Here is a 15,387-nt window from a genome sequence, read left to right on the forward strand (position 1 = left end):
CTCCGGTCCGGAAGGAGCACGGCGGAAACCGGGTTCCGCCGTGATTGGGATTATTGCATGTCGTTGAAAGCAGCGTCGGTTCTCGCTGCCAGGATGAAGTCGTTCTTGTGCAGGCCGCCGATTTCGTGGCTCCACCAGCTCACTGCAACTTTGCCATATTCCAGAACAACCACCGGGTGATGGTCTTCTTCTTCGGCAAGTTCGCCAATCTTGTTGGTGAACTCCAGGGCCTTCACAAAGTTTTTAAGTTTGTAGACCTTATGAAGCTGTTCTTCCCCGTCAATTTCCAGAATTTCCCAGTCTGGGACCTCTTTATGCAGCTGCTGCTTTTCTTCCTCGGTCGCCTTGCTTGCGTTCGGGCTGCAAGCTTCACAGCTGTGTGCTTTCAGGTCACTCATTTCAACCTCCATGGTTGATGGCTGTATTACAAGCGTGGGTCGTGCCCTTCGCTTTATCAACCCTTCTCTTGAAATCCGGCGGCTTTCCGAATACTGTATATTTAAACAGTATTTTGAGAGTTTTCATCATGAGCGAGCTTCTGAACACGCTGATGCAGGATGCCCGTGTCTGGCAGGGGCACCGCCACACCCAGACCACACAGCCTGCGCAATCAACCGGTTACCAGGTGCTGGATAACCAGCTCGGAGGCCTGGGCTGGCCCCGGGTGCCTTGAGCGAATGCCTGCTGGATGCACCGGGTATTGGTGAGCTGCATTTGCTTCTGCCGCTGATGCAACGGGTGTGCGAAGAGGGCAAAAGCGTGTTCTGGCTGAACCCGCCGCATACGCCCTATGCCCCTGCCCTGGCCCGGGAAGGCGTCAACCTGGACCAGGTGGTGCTGATCCATACCGATGATGAGGGCGACTTTTTGTGGACACTGGAGAACTGCCTGCGCTCACCAGTAACAGGCCTGGTAATGGCCTGGCCGGGCAAGCTGGCCTCACGGGAAGTCCGTCGCCTGCAACTGGCCGCCGAAGCCGGGAGCAATGTGTGTGTGCTGTTCCGGGAACGACGTTACGCCGGGCAGAATTCTCCGGCTGCCCTGCGGCTGGAGCTGGAACCGGGGGAGCAGCAGGATCTCAAGGTGAATGTGCTCAAGCGCCGGGGTAGCTGGCCCGGGCAGCGCTGTTCACTGGCCATGGCCCAGCGGGCCGATCTCTCCTTCCGTGAAACCACCCGGGTTGTCCGGGGCCCCTGGTCGGGTTCAACCGGGTAATAACGCTCCATGCTATGGCTGTATCTGCATTTCCCGCACCTGGTGCTGGACCATATTCGGCGCACCCGTGAAGATGAGGGCGCCCTGGTGGTGGTTGAAGGCTCTGGCCAGAAGGTGATCCAGGCCTGCCCGGACGCCAGGAGCCAGGGTATTCGTAGCGGCATGCGCCTGAAAACCGCCATCAGCCTGGCTCCGGATCTGGGCATGGTGCGGGCTGATGAAACCCAGGAAGCCAGGATTCTGGAAGATCAGGCCCGCTGGCTGTACCGCTATGCGGCCCATATTGTGTTGGTGCCGCCCGATGGTCTGCTGGCCGAAATTGGCAGCCTTCAAAAACTGTATGGCGGGCTGCCCGCCGTTTGGCAAACCGTGGAACAGGGGCTGAATGAGCGCCAGCTGAATGCCTGGATCGGTATTGGCTATACCCCTCTGTCGGCCCGGCTGATTGCCCGCGCCGGCAAGGGGGAATGCACGGCAGACAAAGGCCACATTCTTCGAAGCCTGAGCCAGATGCCCCTGTTGGCAGCTGAATTCAACGAGAAAGCCTGTACCCGTTTGCAGCGCCTGGGGCTGAACACGTTGGGGGAGGTGTTTGATTTACCGCCCGGCGAACTGGCACGGCGTCTGTCTCCGGAGTTACTGGCTTACATCCAGAAAATCCAGGGCACCCGGCCAGATCCCCGCACGCCCTGGCAGCCGCCCCACTCGTTCCGGCAACAGGCGGATTTTGTGCAGGAAATAGAACACACCCAGGGGCTGCTGTTTCCGCTCCAGCGCATGCTTGTCGAACTGGAAGAGGATCTGTGCTGGCGCCAGCAGGATACCGACAGCCTGCGGCTGGTTCTGAAGCACCGGCATGCGGAACCAACCCGGCTGCAGATTCGCACATCCGGGCCGGAGCACCGGGCCGATCATTTCTTGAACCTGGTTCGTCTGCGGTTGGAGCAACATTCCCTGAGCGCCCCGGTTATCTCCATGGTTTTGCTGGTGAAGCGTTTCCTGTCACGGGAAGCACCCTCCGGGCAGGATCTGCTGGGTGAAACCCAGGATCTGAATGAAGCCTGGCATACCCTGATCAGCCGGCTGCAGGCGCGCCTGGGCGATCAGGCTCTCAGGCAGCTCTCGCCCCAGGCGGATCATCGTCCCGAACGGGCCTGGTCGGCCTCGGAAGTTCTGCGTAAAACCGGAACGCCGCCAGTACCGGCAGCAGAACTGCCCAGGCGGCCGCTCTGGTTATTGAAAGGCCCGCAACCGCTGACCGAGGCGCCCGTTACCTGGTTTTCCGGGCCTGAGCGCATCAGCGGTGGCTGGTGGGATGGCCAGCGCGTGCACCGGGATTATTACATTGCCCAGTTGAGCAGCGGCCAGTTGGCCTGGGTCTTCCGGGATGCCCGGGAAGGCTGGTTTGTGCATGGGTGGTTTGGCTGATGTCCGGGCAGCAGTATGCAGAGCTGTTTTGCTTCAGCAATTTCACCTTCCTCACCGGGGCCTCTCATCCCCACGAACTGGCTGAGCGAGCGCATGAGCTGAGCTACACCGCCCTGGCCATCACCGATGCCTGCTCCGTTGCCGGTATTCCCCGGGCCTGGGCGGCGCTGGCAGAAAGTCCTGTAAAACTCATTACCGGCAGCTGGTTTGAGTTGTCGGATGCCCCCACCGGCGCCGCTTCTCCTCGCTTTATCCTTCTGGCCCGCACGCGCAAAGGCTATGGCCAGCTTTGCCAGTTGATCACTACCGGCCGCCGGCGGGCTGAGAAAGGCCATTACCAGCTGTATTACCGGGACATTGAAACCCACACCCTGGATGACTGCCTTTGTCTGTGGCTGCCCCCATCGCCTACCGAAGCGGATTCCGATCAGGCGCTGGCCTGCGGCGAGTGGCTGGCCCGACTGTTTGACCCCCGGATCTGGATTGCCGCGGCCCGCACCCTGGAATCCGGCGAGGAGCAGCGGCTGGCACGGATACACTGGCTGGCCGATCAGCTGCGCATTCCCGTGGCTGCCGTGGGCGAGGTGCACATGCACAGCCGGGAGCGCCAGCCGCTGCAGGATGTACTGACAGCCCTGCGCAATCACACCAATCTGGAGAATGCCGGCCACTGCCTGTTCCAGAATGGCGAGCGATACCTGCGCCCCCTGCCCGTTCTGCAACGGCTGTTTCCGGAAGCCTGGCTGCATGAAACCCTGACCATTGCCAACCAGTGCACCTTCGAGCCCGGCAGCCTGCGCTATGAATACCCGCCAGACCTGGTGCCGGAGGACGAGACTCCGGCCGGCTACCTGAAACGGCTGACCCGCGAAGGCGAGCGCCGGCGTTACCCGGATGGCACACCACTGCAGGTTCAGAGCCTGATCCGCAAGGAGCTGGGCCTGATCTCGGAGATGAACTACGAGCATTACTTCCTCACCATCCACGATATTGTCGACTTTGCCCGCAGCCGGGGGATTCTCTGCCAGGGGCGGGGGTCGGCAGCAAACTCTGCGGTTTGTTATTGCCTGGGCATCACCGAGGTGAACCCGGCCCGGGTGGAACTGCTGTTCGAGCGGTTTATTTCCAAAGACCGAAACGAACCGCCCGATATCGATGTGGATTTCGAGCACGAACGTCGTGAAGAGGTTATCCAGTATATCTACCGGCGTTATACCCGTGAGCGCGCCGCCCTGGCTGCCACGGTGATCCGTTACCGGCCCAAAAGCGCCATTCGGGATGTCGGCAAGGCCCTGGGGTTTGATCCGGCCCTGGTGGAACAGCTGCTGGAAGGCATCGACTGGCGGGACAAGGCCACCAACTGGCGCCAGCAGATTCTCGACAAGAAAATCACCCGCAACCCACAGGTGGCGGACCAGTTCTTCACCCTAGTGAATACCCTGCTGAGCTTCCCCCGACATCTGTCCCAGCACGTGGGCGGTTTCGTGATCAGCGCCGGGCCACTGGCCGAACTGGTGCCAGTGGAGAACGCTGCCATGGCCGACCGCACCGTAATCCAGTGGGACAAGGACGACCTTGAGAGCCTGGGACTGATGAAGGTGGATGTGCTGGCCCTTGGCATGCTCTCCGCCATTCGAAAAGCGCTGGAACTGATCAGCGATGAAAAAGGCCAGCCTTTCCGGATACAGGACATTCCCCAGGAAGACCGTGACACCTACGCCATGCTTCAGACAGGCGACAGCATCGGGGTTTTCCAGGTGGAGTCCCGGGCCCAGATCAACATGCTGCCCCGCCTTAAACCGGAAACCTATTACGACCTGGTGATCGAAGTGGCCATCGTGCGGCCGGGCCCCATCCAGGGTGACATGGTGCACCCGTACCTGCGCCGCAAGCACGGCCTGGAGCCGGTGGATTACCCGAACGATGCCGTGCGCAAGGTGCTGGAGCGCACCCTCGGCGTGCCCATCTTCCAGGAACAGGTGATCAAACTGGCCATGGTGGCGGCCGGCTTCTCCGCCGGCGAAGCCGACCAGCTCCGCCGGGCCATGGCCGCCTGGAAATCCCACGGCGACCTGACTCCATTCCGGGAAAAGCTGGTCACCGGTATGCTCGAGCGTGGTCACGATGCCGACTTCGCCGAACGGCTGTACCAGCAGATCTGCGGCTTTGGCGGCTATGGCTTCCCCGAATCCCACGCCGCCAGCTTTGCCCTGCTTGTCTACGTCTCCGCCTGGATCAAGCGGCACTATCCGGCGGCGTTTTACTGTGCCCTGCTGAACAGCCAACCCATGGGGTTCTATTCGCCTTCACAACTGGTGCAGGACGCCCGGCGCCACAATGTCACCGTACTGCCACCAGATGTGAATGCCAGCCAGTGGGACCACACCCTGGAAGGTGAAGAACGCCATCTGCGCCTGGGCCTTAGAATCATCCAGGGCCTGTCCATTCATGGCGCCGAGCGTATCCACCAGAACCGGCCAGCCGAGGGCTACCGCTCTGCCAGCGAGCTTCGCCGCCTGGCCGCACTCAACCAGCGGGATATGGAACTACTCGCCGGGGCCAACGCCATGCCGGCATTCGCCGCCAACCGCCACCAGGCGTACTGGCAACTGCTCGACCATGAACAACCTGCTGAGCTATTCGCTCAGGAAACAGCGGTCGACTACCAGCCGGACTACTGCCAGCAATTGCCGGAACCCTCGGAAGGCCAGAACGTGCTGGCCGACTACGCCAGCCAGGGCCTCACCCTGCAGCGTCACCCACTGGCATTACTGCGGGAACAGGGCCATCTGAAGTTCTGCCTCAGTGCCGAGCAACTGAAAAGTACCAAAGCCGGCATTCCGGTTCAGGTCGCCGGCCTCGTCACCGGCCGCCAGCGCCCTGGCTCCGCCTCCGGCGTCACCTTCGTCACTCTGGAAGACGAAACCGGCAACGTGAACGTGGTGGTGTGGCTGGAAACGGCACGGCGACAGCGCAAGCCGTTACTGACTGCCCGGTTGCTGCATGTGAAGGGAGTGCTGGAGCGACAGGGAGACATTGTGCATGTGATGGCAGGTCGGCTTTCGGACCTCAGCCACCTGATTCAGTCGTTACCCGTGAATTCCAGGAATTTTCATTAGACACAAAAAAACCCCGCACAGAGGCGGGGCTTTTTGTACTGCGGTGAACAAATCAGCCAAGAAGCTTGATCATTACACCCGCAGCAACCGCAGAGCCGATAACGCCGGCCACGTTCGGACCCATGGCGTGCATCAGCAGGAAGTTCTGCGGGTTGGCTTCCAGGCCCACCTTGTTGGAAACCCGCGCTGCCATCGGCACCGCAGATACACCGGCAGAACCAATAAGCGGGTTAATGGGTTCACTGGTGAACTTGTTCATCAGCTTCGCCATAAGAACGCCGGTTGCCGTACCAACACCAAAGGCCACAATGCCCAAGCCCAGGATGCCCAGGGTCTGGCCATCCAGGAACTTGTCTGCCATCAGCTTGGAGCCAACAGACAAACCCAGGAAGATGGTCACGATGTTGATCAGGGCATTCTGAGCGGTGTCGCTCAAACGCTCAACCACGCCACATTCCCGCATCAGGTTACCGAAGGTGAACATACCCAGGAGCGGCGCTGCATCCGGCAGGAACAGAACCACGGCAATCAGTACCACCAGCGGGAAAATGATCTTTTCCTGCTTGCTCACGGGACGGAGCTGGGACATCTTGATAGAGCGCTCTTTCTGGCTGGTCAGCGCCTTCATGATTGGCGGCTGAATCATCGGCACCAGCGCCATGTACGCATAGGCGGATACCGCGATTGCACCCAGCAGATGCGGAGCCAGAACACTGGACACGTAGATAGAGGTAGGACCATCGGCACCGCCAATGATACCAATGGCGGCTGCTTCCAGAATGGTGAAATCCAGAATTCCGGTCCAGTCCAGCAACGCCGCACCGATGACCGTACCGAAAATACCGAACTGTGCAGCGGCACCCAGCAGCAGGGTCTTGGGGTTGGCCAGCAGCGGACCGAAATCCGTCATTGCACCTACACCCATGAAGATCAGCAGCGGACCAATGGTGCTGCCGATGATAACGGAGTAGAAGTTGTACAGCATGCCATTGCCGTAACCGAAATCCTGAGCCAGGGAGTTAGCCGCCGCCATTTCAGAGTAGCTTGCCTCTTTAACAGCCTGCTTGAAGGCTTCCTTAAGCTCAGGCGTCACCGCCTGCCCTGCCTGATAAGCCACATCCAGGGGTGCAGCCAGAGCAGCCAGAATCTGGGTTGACTCACCCTTCAGGGCAAAGTGGATCGCATTTTCCGCCGCAGTCAGGGCCAGGCCTGCCTCCGGAATATTCGCCAGAATGCCACCGAACCCGATGGGTACCAGAAGCAACGGCTCAAATTTCTTGTTGATCGCAAGATAGAGAAGACCGAGGCCGATGGCGATCATGATCACCTGGCCGATCTCGATGTTGAACAGGCCACTGCCTGTCCAGAGTGTCATTAATTTTTCCATGGAATGCTGGCCCTTTATGCGATTGTCAGCATTTCGTCATCAGGGGAGACGGCATCACCGACCTTGATGAAGACTTCACCGATTGTGCCGGCTTTCGGCGCGCGAACCTCGGTTTCCATTTTCATGGCCTCGAGGATAATCATCACATCGCCCTCTTCCACGGTGTCACCCGGAGAAACCAGGACCTTGAAGATGTTGCCACCCAGCGGTGCAACCACAGGCTCGCCTTCACCCGCTGCGGGTGCCGGAGCCGAGGAAGCAGCCGGTGCAGAAGCGGCACCGCCCTCGCCCTGGATCTGGCTGATCTCGCCACCTTCGGAAACGGCAACCACAAACTTCTTGCCATTCACTTCAACGGTGTAGGTCTCGGGGCCTTCAGACTTGGCAGCCGGAGCACCGGTTTCAGCGGTCGGAACCGGCTCGAACGCGTCCGGATTGTCACGATTCTCCAGGAACTTCAGGCCGATCTGCGGGAACAGCGCGTAGGTGAGAACGTCGTCTTCAACGTTGTCAGCCAGCTTTATGCCCGTCTCGTCGGCCAGCTTCTTGAGTTCGTCAGTCAGCTTGTCCATTTCCGGCTCAAGCAGATCTGCCGGACGACAGGTCACAGGCTCTTTGCCATCCAGAACACGTTCTTGCAGTTCCTTGTTCATCGGCGCCGGTGCAGCACCGTACTCGCCTTTCAGGATTGCAGAGGTTTCTTTGGAGATGGACTTGTAGCGCTCGCCGGTCAGAACGTTCAGTACCGCCTGGGTACCGACGATCTGGGAAGTCGGGGTTACCAGCGGGATGAAGCCCAGGTCTTCGCGAACCTTGGGAATCTCGTCCAGAACCTGGTCGAACTTGTCGCTGGCGTTCTGCTCACGCAGCTGGTTTTCCATGTTGGTGAGCATGCCACCCGGTACCTGGGCAATCAGGATGCGGGAATCAGTGCCACGCAGGCTGCCTTCGAATTTCGCGTACTTCTTGCGTACCTGGCGGAAGTAGCTGGCGATTTCCTCAAGCAGGTTGAGGTCCAGGCCGGTGTCACGGTCTGTACCCTCCAGGATCGCAACCACGGCTTCTGTGGGCGAGTGGCCGTAGGTCATGCTCATGGAGGAAATGGCCGTATCCACGTTATCGATACCTGCCTCCGCAGCCTTGATGGCGGTAGCGGTCGACATGCCGGTGGTGGCGTGACACTGCATGTGGATCGGAATATCCAGCTCTTTCTTCAGACGGCTGACCAAATCATAGGCCACGTAAGGCTTGAGGATACCGGCCATGTCCTTGATCGCAATGGAATCCGCACCCATGTCGGCAACTTCTTTCGCCAGCTCTACCCACATCTCGATGGTGTGCACCGGGCTGGTGGTGTAGGCAATGGTGCCCTGGGCATGCTTGCCGGTCTTGCGGACGGCTTTAATGGCACGATCCAGGTTACGGGGATCATTCATCGCGTCGAAAATACGGAATACGTCAACGCCATTTTCAGCGGCACGTTCACAGAAACGGTCCACCACATCATCCGCATAATGACGATAGCCCAGCAGGTTCTGACCGCGCAGCAGCATCTGCTGCTGGGTGTTGGGCATGGCTTTTTTCAGCTCGCGGATGCGCTCCCAGGGATCTTCGCCCAGGTAGCGAATGCAGGAATCAAAGGTAGCGCCGCCCCAGGATTCCAGGGACCAGAAACCGACCTTGTCGAGTTTCTCGGCAATTGGCAGCATGTCATCCAGCCGCATACGGGTGGCAAGCAGGGACTGGTGGGCGTCACGCAGGATAACGTCCGTAATCCCCAGCGGTTTCTTTGTGTCAGTCATCGTGTCAGCCTTCTGTTTAAAGGTTCTAGTCTTTTACCGGTTCACTTCTTGTGGCGGGACCGGAATTGTGCAATCGCCTTCTTGATGGCCTCGGCGGTGTCAGGGTCAACCGACGCGGGCGCCTTCGGCTTGGCACGTGGCGTTTTGGCCGGGGTTGCCGGCTCTGGCGGCGCAAACCGTCCTATGAGCTTGGACATGAGGAGTGTCGCGAACACCAGAATAATGAGGAACACGAATACAAACCCCATTCCGGCAATCATCAGATCGACGGCTTGTGACATCAGGTCATTCATATCGAACAGCTACCTGTATTGATTTATATTTCTCCCGATCTGTGCCCGGACTGACCAGTTAGACTAAGGTCTAACACGCTTCCGCGACAATTCGGGGGGCAAAATCCTGCGTAATTTACCGTTTTCAGGGTGCCCGGGCAACCTGAATGCAAAAATCTATACGGGGTTTCCGAGCGTCGCGGTCCGAAAAGACACGCATTTATACAGACGAAGCAATTCTCATTCAGGCATATCGAACGCGTATTTTCCGCCCCTTGACCTTGCCACTTTCGAGCCTGGCCAATGCCTTAGCTGCAAGCGACTTCTCTACCGCGACAAAACACTGATGATCAAACAGATCAATCTTGCCGACAGCTTTGCCAGGCAGGCCTGCTTCGCCCGTCAGGGCACCCAGGACATCGCCGGGACGAACCTTGTCTTTGCGACCACCGGCAATGCACAGGGTCTTCATGGCGGGCACGACCGGTTTCAGCGGCGTCGCCAGGAGTTTCTCTGTGTCTCCCCATGTCACGCTGCGGCCTCTTTCGGACTCGATGCGGGTAATCTTGTGCCCCTGGGCCGGCGTGCAGAAGGTAACAGCATGACCCCGCTCCCCTGCCCGGCCGGTGCGCCCGATCCGATGGGTATGCACTTCGGGATCCCGCGCGGGCTCGGCGTTGATAACCAGGGGCAGAGACTTTATGTCGAGGCCACGGGCAGCCACGTCGGTGGCAACCAGGATGGAGCAGCTCTGATTGCCAAACCGCACGAGCACGCTGTCTCGATCCCGTTGCTCCAGATCGCCATGCAAAGGCAGCGCAGAGAAACCCCGCTCACCAAGTTCCGCCGCCATGTCGTCACACTGCTGTTTGGTGGTGCAGAAAACGATGCAGGACTCGGGCTGACGCTCGGAAAGCAGCGCTACGATGGCATCCGATTTGGAATGTGGCGACACTTCGTAGAACAGCTCTTCAATGTCCGGGTTGTCACCGGCTTCCTCGGCCCGAACGTCTACCGGGCTTTTCTGGTACTGCTTGCTCAATTCACGGATGGGCGCCGGCCAGGTCGCCGAAAACATCATGGTCTGGCGTGATGGCGGAGTCTGGGACAGGATGTCTTCCATCGCTTCCTGAAAACCCATATCCAGCATTCGGTCCGCCTCATCAAGCACCACGGTTTTAAGCCGCGCCAGCGAGAGGGTCTGCTTGCGCAGGTGGTCCTGAATCCTGCCCGGGGTACCCACAACAATATGAGCGCCATGGCTCAGGGACCCGATCTGGGGGCCGATGGCAACACCACCACACAGAGTCAGCACCTTGATATTGTCCCGGGCCCTCGCCAGCTCACGGATAGCTTTGGCGACCTGGTCTGCCAGCTCACGGGTCGGGCACAGCACGAGCGCCTGAACCGCGAACAGACGGGGATTGAGCCGCTCAACCAGGCTGATGCCAAACGCCGCCGTTTTTCCGCTACCGGTTTTGGCCATGGCAATGATGTCTTTTCCCGCCAGCCCCGGGGCAATGGCCTTCGCCTGAATCTCCGTGGGTTGGGCAAACCCCAGCTGGTTAAGGTTCGAGCACATGGCGGTAGACAGGCCAAAGTCGTTAAAAGAAGACATAGAAGAAAATCCCGGATTCAGCGGAAGCTGGTTATGAAGGCAATAATGAGGGCGTATACTAGGCCGAAATGATACCAGAATATGCAACGAAAGAACGGAGTTACTGATGGCATCCCTGCAGGATCAATTGCTGAAGGCCGGCCTTGCCGACGAGAAAAAAGCCAAGGCCATTCGCAGCGAAAAACGGAAGAAAAGAAAGCAGCAACCCAAGGGGGCTGTGGAAGTTAACGAGGCCGAGACCCGTGCACGTCAGGCCCGTGAGGAAAAAGCAGAGCGGGATCGCCAACTCAACCTGGAGCGCCAGCGCGCTGCCGAAAAGAAAGCCATCCAGGCCCAGATCCGGCAATTGGTAGAAACCAACCGGCTGGACCGAAGCCGCGGCGAAACCTCCTATCAGTTTGTTCATGACAAAAAGATCAAGAAGCTCTTCGTAGACGACACTATGGTCGATCAGCTATCCCGCGGCCGCCTGGCAATTGTTTTCGTGAACGATAACTACGAGATTGTGGCGGAAGGTGTTGCCCGAAAAATCATGGAGCGGGATGAGAGCGCCGTGGTGGTACTTCATGATCGCAAACAGGACGATGCAGGTGAGGATGATCCTTACGCAGGCTACGAAATTCCTGATGATCTTATGTGGTAGCCATCCCCGCTGGTTCTGATAGCAATCGGAACCAGCGCACCACCATTGCGTATCACGGAGGCTGTAAACCAAATTGTGTAACTGCCCACGACTGAGTAACCTTTTCAAAAGGATACCATCGTGGGTACGCAATTGGACCAAGAAAAACTCAAAGCCATGGCCACCGAGCTGGCCAAGGACATCAAGTCTGAAAAAGATCTAGGAGCCCTCACTCAGCAACTGGTCAAGCTCACCGTCGAGACCGCTCTCAACGCCGAACTGGACGAGCATCTTGGATACGAGAAGCATGCTCCTGAAGGCCGTGGCACTGGCAACAGCCGTAACGGCTATTCTGCCAAGCGCCTGAAGGGCCAGCACGGCGAAGTGGCGATAGAAGCCCCTCGTGACAGGGACGGCTCCTTCGAGCCGCAGTTCGTCCGTAAAGGCCAGTCCCGCCTGACCCAGATGGATGACCAGATCCTGGCGCTATACGCCAAGGGCCTGAGCACCCGGGATATCGTGGACGCCTTCAAGGAGATGTACGACGCGGACATCTCGGCAACACTGGTTTCCAAGGTGACGGAGCGTGTGATCGATCAGGTTCACGAGTGGCAGAATCGCCCTGTTGATCCGATCTACCCCATCGTCTATCTGGACTGCATCGTTCTGAAAATTCGTCAGGACAAGAGGGTGATCAACAAGTCCCTATATCTTGCCCTGGGCATCAACATGGAGGGCCAGAAAGAGTTGCTGGGCCTCTGGCTGGCCGAGACCGAAGGTGCGAAGTTCTGGCTATCGGTACTGACGGAACTGAAGAACCGTGGTCTGGAGGATATTCTGATCGCCTGTGTGGACGGTCTCAAGGGCTTCCCGGATGCCATTGCGGCTGAATACCCCCAAACCAAGGTTCAGCTCTGCATCGTGCATATGGTTCGGAACTCGCTGCGCTACGTGTCCTGGAAGGACTACAGGGCGGTTACTGCGGACCTGAAGCAGATCTACCAGTCTGCTACGGAACACGAAGCCCGGCAGGCGCTGGAGGCCTTTGGCGAACGCTGGGATAGCCAGTACCCTCAGATCTCTCGCTCCTGGCACAGCCATTGGGACAATATGATCACGCTCTTCGAGTACCCTCCGGCGATCCGGAAGGTCATCTACACCACCAATGCCATTGAGTCACTGAACAGCGTTATCCGCAAAGCGACCAAACGTCGCAAGCTGTTCCCTACCGATGACTCGGCACTAAAAGTGGCCTTCCTGGCGATCCAGCAGGCATCAAAGAAATGGACCATGCCGATCCGTGATTGGAAGCCGGCATTGAATCGCTTTATTATCGAATTCGGTGACCGCCTGGACGGCCACCTGTAATGGGGTGGGCAGTTACACAGATTTATTTACAGGCTCCGTATCACGTTAAAAAACACCCGGTAATCATCTGTTACTGTAAAGTTCTGGAATACCCTGCCGTAAACCGCCTTAATATAAGTCAAATAAAATGCACCTTTATCCTTCCTTGCGTATCAAAATCCCCTCCCCGGCCGTTCGCCGGCGAGAGGCGCTATCGAAGTTGGGCCGGCCACTCTCACATCGTTCAGGGACAAAGCAACAATGCGTTTTTCAGAGCTCTTCAGCAATATGACGATCCGTACCCGGTTGGCCGGAGGATTTGCCATCTTGCTGCTTCTGACCATCCTGGTTGGCGTGGTGGGCGACCGCGCACTGGAAAGTTACGGCCAACTTTCGAACATCGTGGCCATGCTCGGGCAGGTAAACACCAACCTGACCGAAGCCCGGGTTGAGGAGAAGAACTTCTTGCTGACCGGTGAGGCGCAGGCTGTTGCGCGGACTCAGGCCCAGGGCGACCGGGTTCTGGAGCTGACCAGTAAGATCAAACCGCTGCTCGTTGCACCCGCAGATATTGAAACCTTGGGACAGATTCAGGCAGACGTAAAACAATACCAGCGGCTCATGGGCGAGGTTGAAACCAACATTGATGAACGGGACGCAGCGCTCGAACGCCTTGAAACCAGTGCCCGCATCTTCGGATCTTCCCTGAAGGCCCACAGCTCTCTGTTCTTTGCCTCCGCCATTTTTGAAGACATGCGCCGCTCGGAACGCAAATTCCTCATCGAGCAGGACGACGCCAGTGTGAAGGCGTATCTTGAGGACGCGAAAAGAGTCCAGGGCCCCCTGAAATCAGCGGCAATCACTGACGACGAGAAAAAGCAGATCAATGCAGCGCTCGACACTTACGTCAGCGAATTTCGAGCGGTTGTGGATCTGACCAACACGGGAGAGCAGCTGTCTGATGATATGGTCAGCACTGCGAGAAATGCCATCGAGCAGGCTAATGGCCTACGGGCGCTCCAGGCTCAGAAAATGGAGGCTGATCGTGAGCAGGCTTCCTGGTTGATCTTCGGCGCAACCGGTATCGCTCTTATTCTTGGCATCCTGATGGCCCTGCTCATTACCCGCGCCATCGTCTCCCCCGTTAACCAGGCAGTGAACATCGCCTCCGAGGTGGCCTCCGGCAACCTGACCGTAGATATCAAGGCCAGCGGTACCAACGAGATCGGACGACTGATGGCTGCCCTGGCTACCATGGTGACCAGCCTCCGGGAATTGGTAAGAAGTATTGAGTCGGGGGCGTCCAATATTGCAGCCTCGGCAGAAGAACTCTCAACTGTTACCAGCCAGACCAGCGATGGCATCAATCGTCAGAAGCAGGAAACCGATCAGGTTGCTACCGCCATGAACGAAATGACCGCAACCGTTAGTGAGATCGCCCGCAGCGCCGAACAGGCCTTTTCCGTGGCCGCCGATGCGGCCAGCCAGGCCAGCGACGGTGAGCGGGAAGTCCGCGCGACCGTGGATCAGGTCAACAATCTGGCACGCGAAGTCAGCCAGAGCATGGAGACCATCCAGGGACTCCAGAAAGAAACCGCCAACATCGGGACCGTTCTGGATGTGATCAAATCCGTCGCCGAACAGACCAACCTGCTGGCGCTGAACGCCGCTATTGAGGCAGCCCGGGCTGGTGAGCAGGGCCGCGGCTTTGCCGTGGTGGCCGATGAGGTGCGCTCTCTCGCACAGCGGACACAATCATCGGCCCAGGAAATCGAGACTCTGGTAACGTCACTTCAGAACAGCGCCGGTGACTCGGTGTCCGCGATGGAGTCCAGCACCACCATGGCCTCGAACACCCTTGAACGTGCCACGGCAACCGGAACGACCATTGAGCGCATTGCCCGTGCTGTGGAGGAGATCAAACAGTACAACAGTCAGATTGCCACGGCCTCCGAACAACAGACCTCGGTGGCCGAGGAAATCAACCAGAACATTACCAGCATTCGGGATGTTACCGATCAGTCCGCCGCCTCATCGAACCAGACCGCCAGCTCCAGCAGCGAACTGGCCAGGCTCGGCAGCGATTTGCAGAATCTGGTCGCGCGATTCTGGCTGTAGGCTGCTTAAAACAAAAGGGGCGGACAACGCTGCCCGCCCCTCTCTTAATCACATCGGCCCGTATCAATGGAGCTGGTGGCGTTCAAAAATCTCCAGAATCTCCCTCTCCGTCTCCGCAGGCACACTGACTTTCACAACCTTGGCTTCCTCGTCGATAAAAATGTTGTCACGGGGAATACCAGTAGCAATAAGGTCATCCCAAGTATTCTTGGCCTGGTCGTGATCCTTGTAGCTACCGTTGAGTGTCTTGTTCATGATTGACCTCCTTTCTGAAAGCAAACTTCCCTACACCTTTAAGGTTAGGTTCGAGAAGGAGGTTTGAGCAAATATTGATCAATCTAAAATTGATCGGGGACAAATAAAAAACCCCGCGCAAGGCAGGGTTCTTTATTTGATATGGCGCGGCTGGGAGGATTATTCGGGCCTTAGGCCCTCACCCCTTCGGGGTCGCCGTCGCGT

Annotated in this window: 13 protein-coding genes; 7 read left to right on the forward strand and 6 right to left on the reverse strand. The window is 58.2% G+C overall.

The genetic code is table 11. The annotated features are described in order from the left end of the window. Window positions 1–50: 50 nt before the first annotated feature. On the reverse strand, window positions 51–398 hold the full coding sequence (locus KYE_RS07860; RefSeq protein ID WP_008172116.1) for a 4a-hydroxytetrahydrobiopterin dehydratase: 348 nt from the start codon (window positions 396–398) through the stop codon (window positions 51–53). A gap of 128 nt (window positions 399–526) precedes the next feature. Between KYE_RS07860 and KYE_RS21920 the strand changes: the two genes are divergently transcribed. The 4 genes from KYE_RS21920 to KYE_RS07875 are packed head-to-tail and all read left to right on the forward strand — an operon-like array spanning window position 527 to window position 5,762. Then, window positions 527–673, forward strand: coding sequence for a hypothetical protein (locus tag KYE_RS21920; protein ID WP_008172117.1), 147 nt, complete (start codon window positions 527–529; stop codon window positions 671–673). Continuing rightward, window positions 670–1,215, forward strand: a complete 546-nt coding sequence (gene imuA, locus KYE_RS07865; RefSeq protein ID WP_008172118.1) for a translesion DNA synthesis-associated protein ImuA — start codon at window positions 670–672, stop codon at window positions 1,213–1,215. The genes KYE_RS21920 and imuA overlap by 4 nt, the downstream gene beginning before the upstream one ends. Window positions 1,216–1,224: 9 nt before the next feature. Continuing rightward, the gene (locus KYE_RS07870) at window positions 1,225–2,643 is read left to right on the forward strand and encodes a Y-family DNA polymerase (RefSeq protein WP_008172120.1); all 1,419 of its coding nucleotides are present in this window, start codon (window positions 1,225–1,227) and stop codon (window positions 2,641–2,643) included. After that, on the forward strand, window positions 2,643–5,762 hold the full coding sequence (locus KYE_RS07875) for an error-prone DNA polymerase (protein WP_008172122.1): 3,120 nt from the start codon (window positions 2,643–2,645) through the stop codon (window positions 5,760–5,762). Before KYE_RS07870 ends, KYE_RS07875 begins: the two co-directional genes overlap by 1 nt. A 52-nt stretch (window positions 5,763–5,814) precedes the next feature. On the opposite strand, the gene KYE_RS07880 is transcribed toward KYE_RS07875, so the two are convergent. The 4 genes from KYE_RS07880 to dbpA all read right to left on the reverse strand — a co-directional run bounded on the left by KYE_RS07880 (window position 5,815) and on the right by dbpA (window position 10,841). After that, window positions 5,815–7,149: a sodium ion-translocating decarboxylase subunit beta gene (locus KYE_RS07880; RefSeq protein WP_039881922.1), complete on the reverse strand. Its 1,335-nt coding sequence runs from the start codon at window positions 7,147–7,149 to the stop codon at window positions 5,815–5,817. Between the two features lie 14 nt (window positions 7,150–7,163). Next, the gene (oadA, locus tag KYE_RS07885; protein ID WP_008172125.1) at window positions 7,164–8,951 is read right to left on the reverse strand and encodes a sodium-extruding oxaloacetate decarboxylase subunit alpha; all 1,788 of its coding nucleotides are present in this window, start codon (window positions 8,949–8,951) and stop codon (window positions 7,164–7,166) included. A 41-nt stretch (window positions 8,952–8,992) separates the two neighbouring features. Next, entirely contained in the window at window positions 8,993–9,244 is a 252-nt protein-coding gene (locus KYE_RS07890; protein WP_008172126.1) for an OadG family protein, read from the reverse strand. 223 nt (window positions 9,245–9,467) lie between these two features. Next, window positions 9,468–10,841 (reverse strand): ATP-dependent RNA helicase DbpA, encoded by a 1,374-nt coding sequence (gene dbpA, locus KYE_RS07895; RefSeq protein WP_008172127.1) that lies wholly within the window; start codon window positions 10,839–10,841, stop codon window positions 9,468–9,470. A 106-nt stretch (window positions 10,842–10,947) separates the two neighbouring features. Here dbpA and KYE_RS07900 point away from each other — a divergent pair, with 106 nt between their 5' ends. From KYE_RS07900 to KYE_RS07910, 3 genes are all read left to right on the forward strand, one after another. Next, window positions 10,948–11,484: a DUF2058 domain-containing protein gene (locus KYE_RS07900; RefSeq protein ID WP_008172128.1), complete on the forward strand. Its 537-nt coding sequence runs from the start codon at window positions 10,948–10,950 to the stop codon at window positions 11,482–11,484. 132 nt (window positions 11,485–11,616) lie between these two features. Then, window positions 11,617–12,831, forward strand: coding sequence for an IS256 family transposase (locus KYE_RS07905; RefSeq protein ID WP_008172129.1), 1,215 nt, complete (start codon window positions 11,617–11,619; stop codon window positions 12,829–12,831). Between the two features lie 267 nt (window positions 12,832–13,098). Then, the gene (locus tag KYE_RS07910; protein WP_227497788.1) at window positions 13,099–14,928 is read left to right on the forward strand and encodes a methyl-accepting chemotaxis protein; all 1,830 of its coding nucleotides are present in this window, start codon (window positions 13,099–13,101) and stop codon (window positions 14,926–14,928) included. A 63-nt stretch (window positions 14,929–14,991) separates the two neighbouring features. Here KYE_RS07910 and KYE_RS07915 read toward each other — a convergent pair whose 3' ends face one another. Beyond that, window positions 14,992–15,183 (reverse strand): hypothetical protein, encoded by a 192-nt coding sequence (locus KYE_RS07915; RefSeq protein ID WP_008172131.1) that lies wholly within the window; start codon window positions 15,181–15,183, stop codon window positions 14,992–14,994. Window positions 15,184–15,387 lie beyond the last annotated feature (204 nt).

The sequence above is a fragment of the Marinobacter manganoxydans MnI7-9 genome (genome assembly GCF_000235625.1).
GTDB lineage: Bacteria > Pseudomonadota > Gammaproteobacteria > Pseudomonadales > Oleiphilaceae > Marinobacter > Marinobacter manganoxydans.

Bases quoted from the DNA above. Each gene is read 5' to 3' on its own strand.
- KYE_RS07870 (WP_008172120.1), top strand. From the start codon at position 1,225: ATGCTATGGCTGTATCTGCATTTCCCGCACCTGGTGCTGGACCATATT.
- oadA (WP_008172125.1), bottom strand. From the start codon at position 8,951: ATGACTGACACAAAGAAACCGCTGGGGATTACGGACGTTATCCTGCGT.
- KYE_RS07875 (WP_008172122.1), top strand. From the start codon at position 2,643: ATGTCCGGGCAGCAGTATGCAGAGCTGTTTTGCTTCAGCAATTTCACC.
- KYE_RS07900 (WP_008172128.1), top strand. From the start codon at position 10,948: ATGGCATCCCTGCAGGATCAATTGCTGAAGGCCGGCCTTGCCGACGAG.
- KYE_RS07910 (WP_227497788.1), top strand. From the start codon at position 13,099: ATGACGATCCGTACCCGGTTGGCCGGAGGATTTGCCATCTTGCTGCTT.
- KYE_RS07880 (WP_039881922.1), bottom strand. From the start codon at position 7,149: ATGGAAAAATTAATGACACTCTGGACAGGCAGTGGCCTGTTCAACATC.
- KYE_RS07915 (WP_008172131.1), bottom strand. From the start codon at position 15,183: ATGAACAAGACACTCAACGGTAGCTACAAGGATCACGACCAGGCCAAG.
- KYE_RS07860 (WP_008172116.1), bottom strand. From the start codon at position 398: ATGAGTGACCTGAAAGCACACAGCTGTGAAGCTTGCAGCCCGAACGCA.
- KYE_RS07890 (WP_008172126.1), bottom strand. From the start codon at position 9,244: ATGAATGACCTGATGTCACAAGCCGTCGATCTGATGATTGCCGGAATG.
- KYE_RS21920 (WP_008172117.1), top strand. From the start codon at position 527: ATGAGCGAGCTTCTGAACACGCTGATGCAGGATGCCCGTGTCTGGCAG.
- dbpA (WP_008172127.1), bottom strand. From the start codon at position 10,841: ATGTCTTCTTTTAACGACTTTGGCCTGTCTACCGCCATGTGCTCGAAC.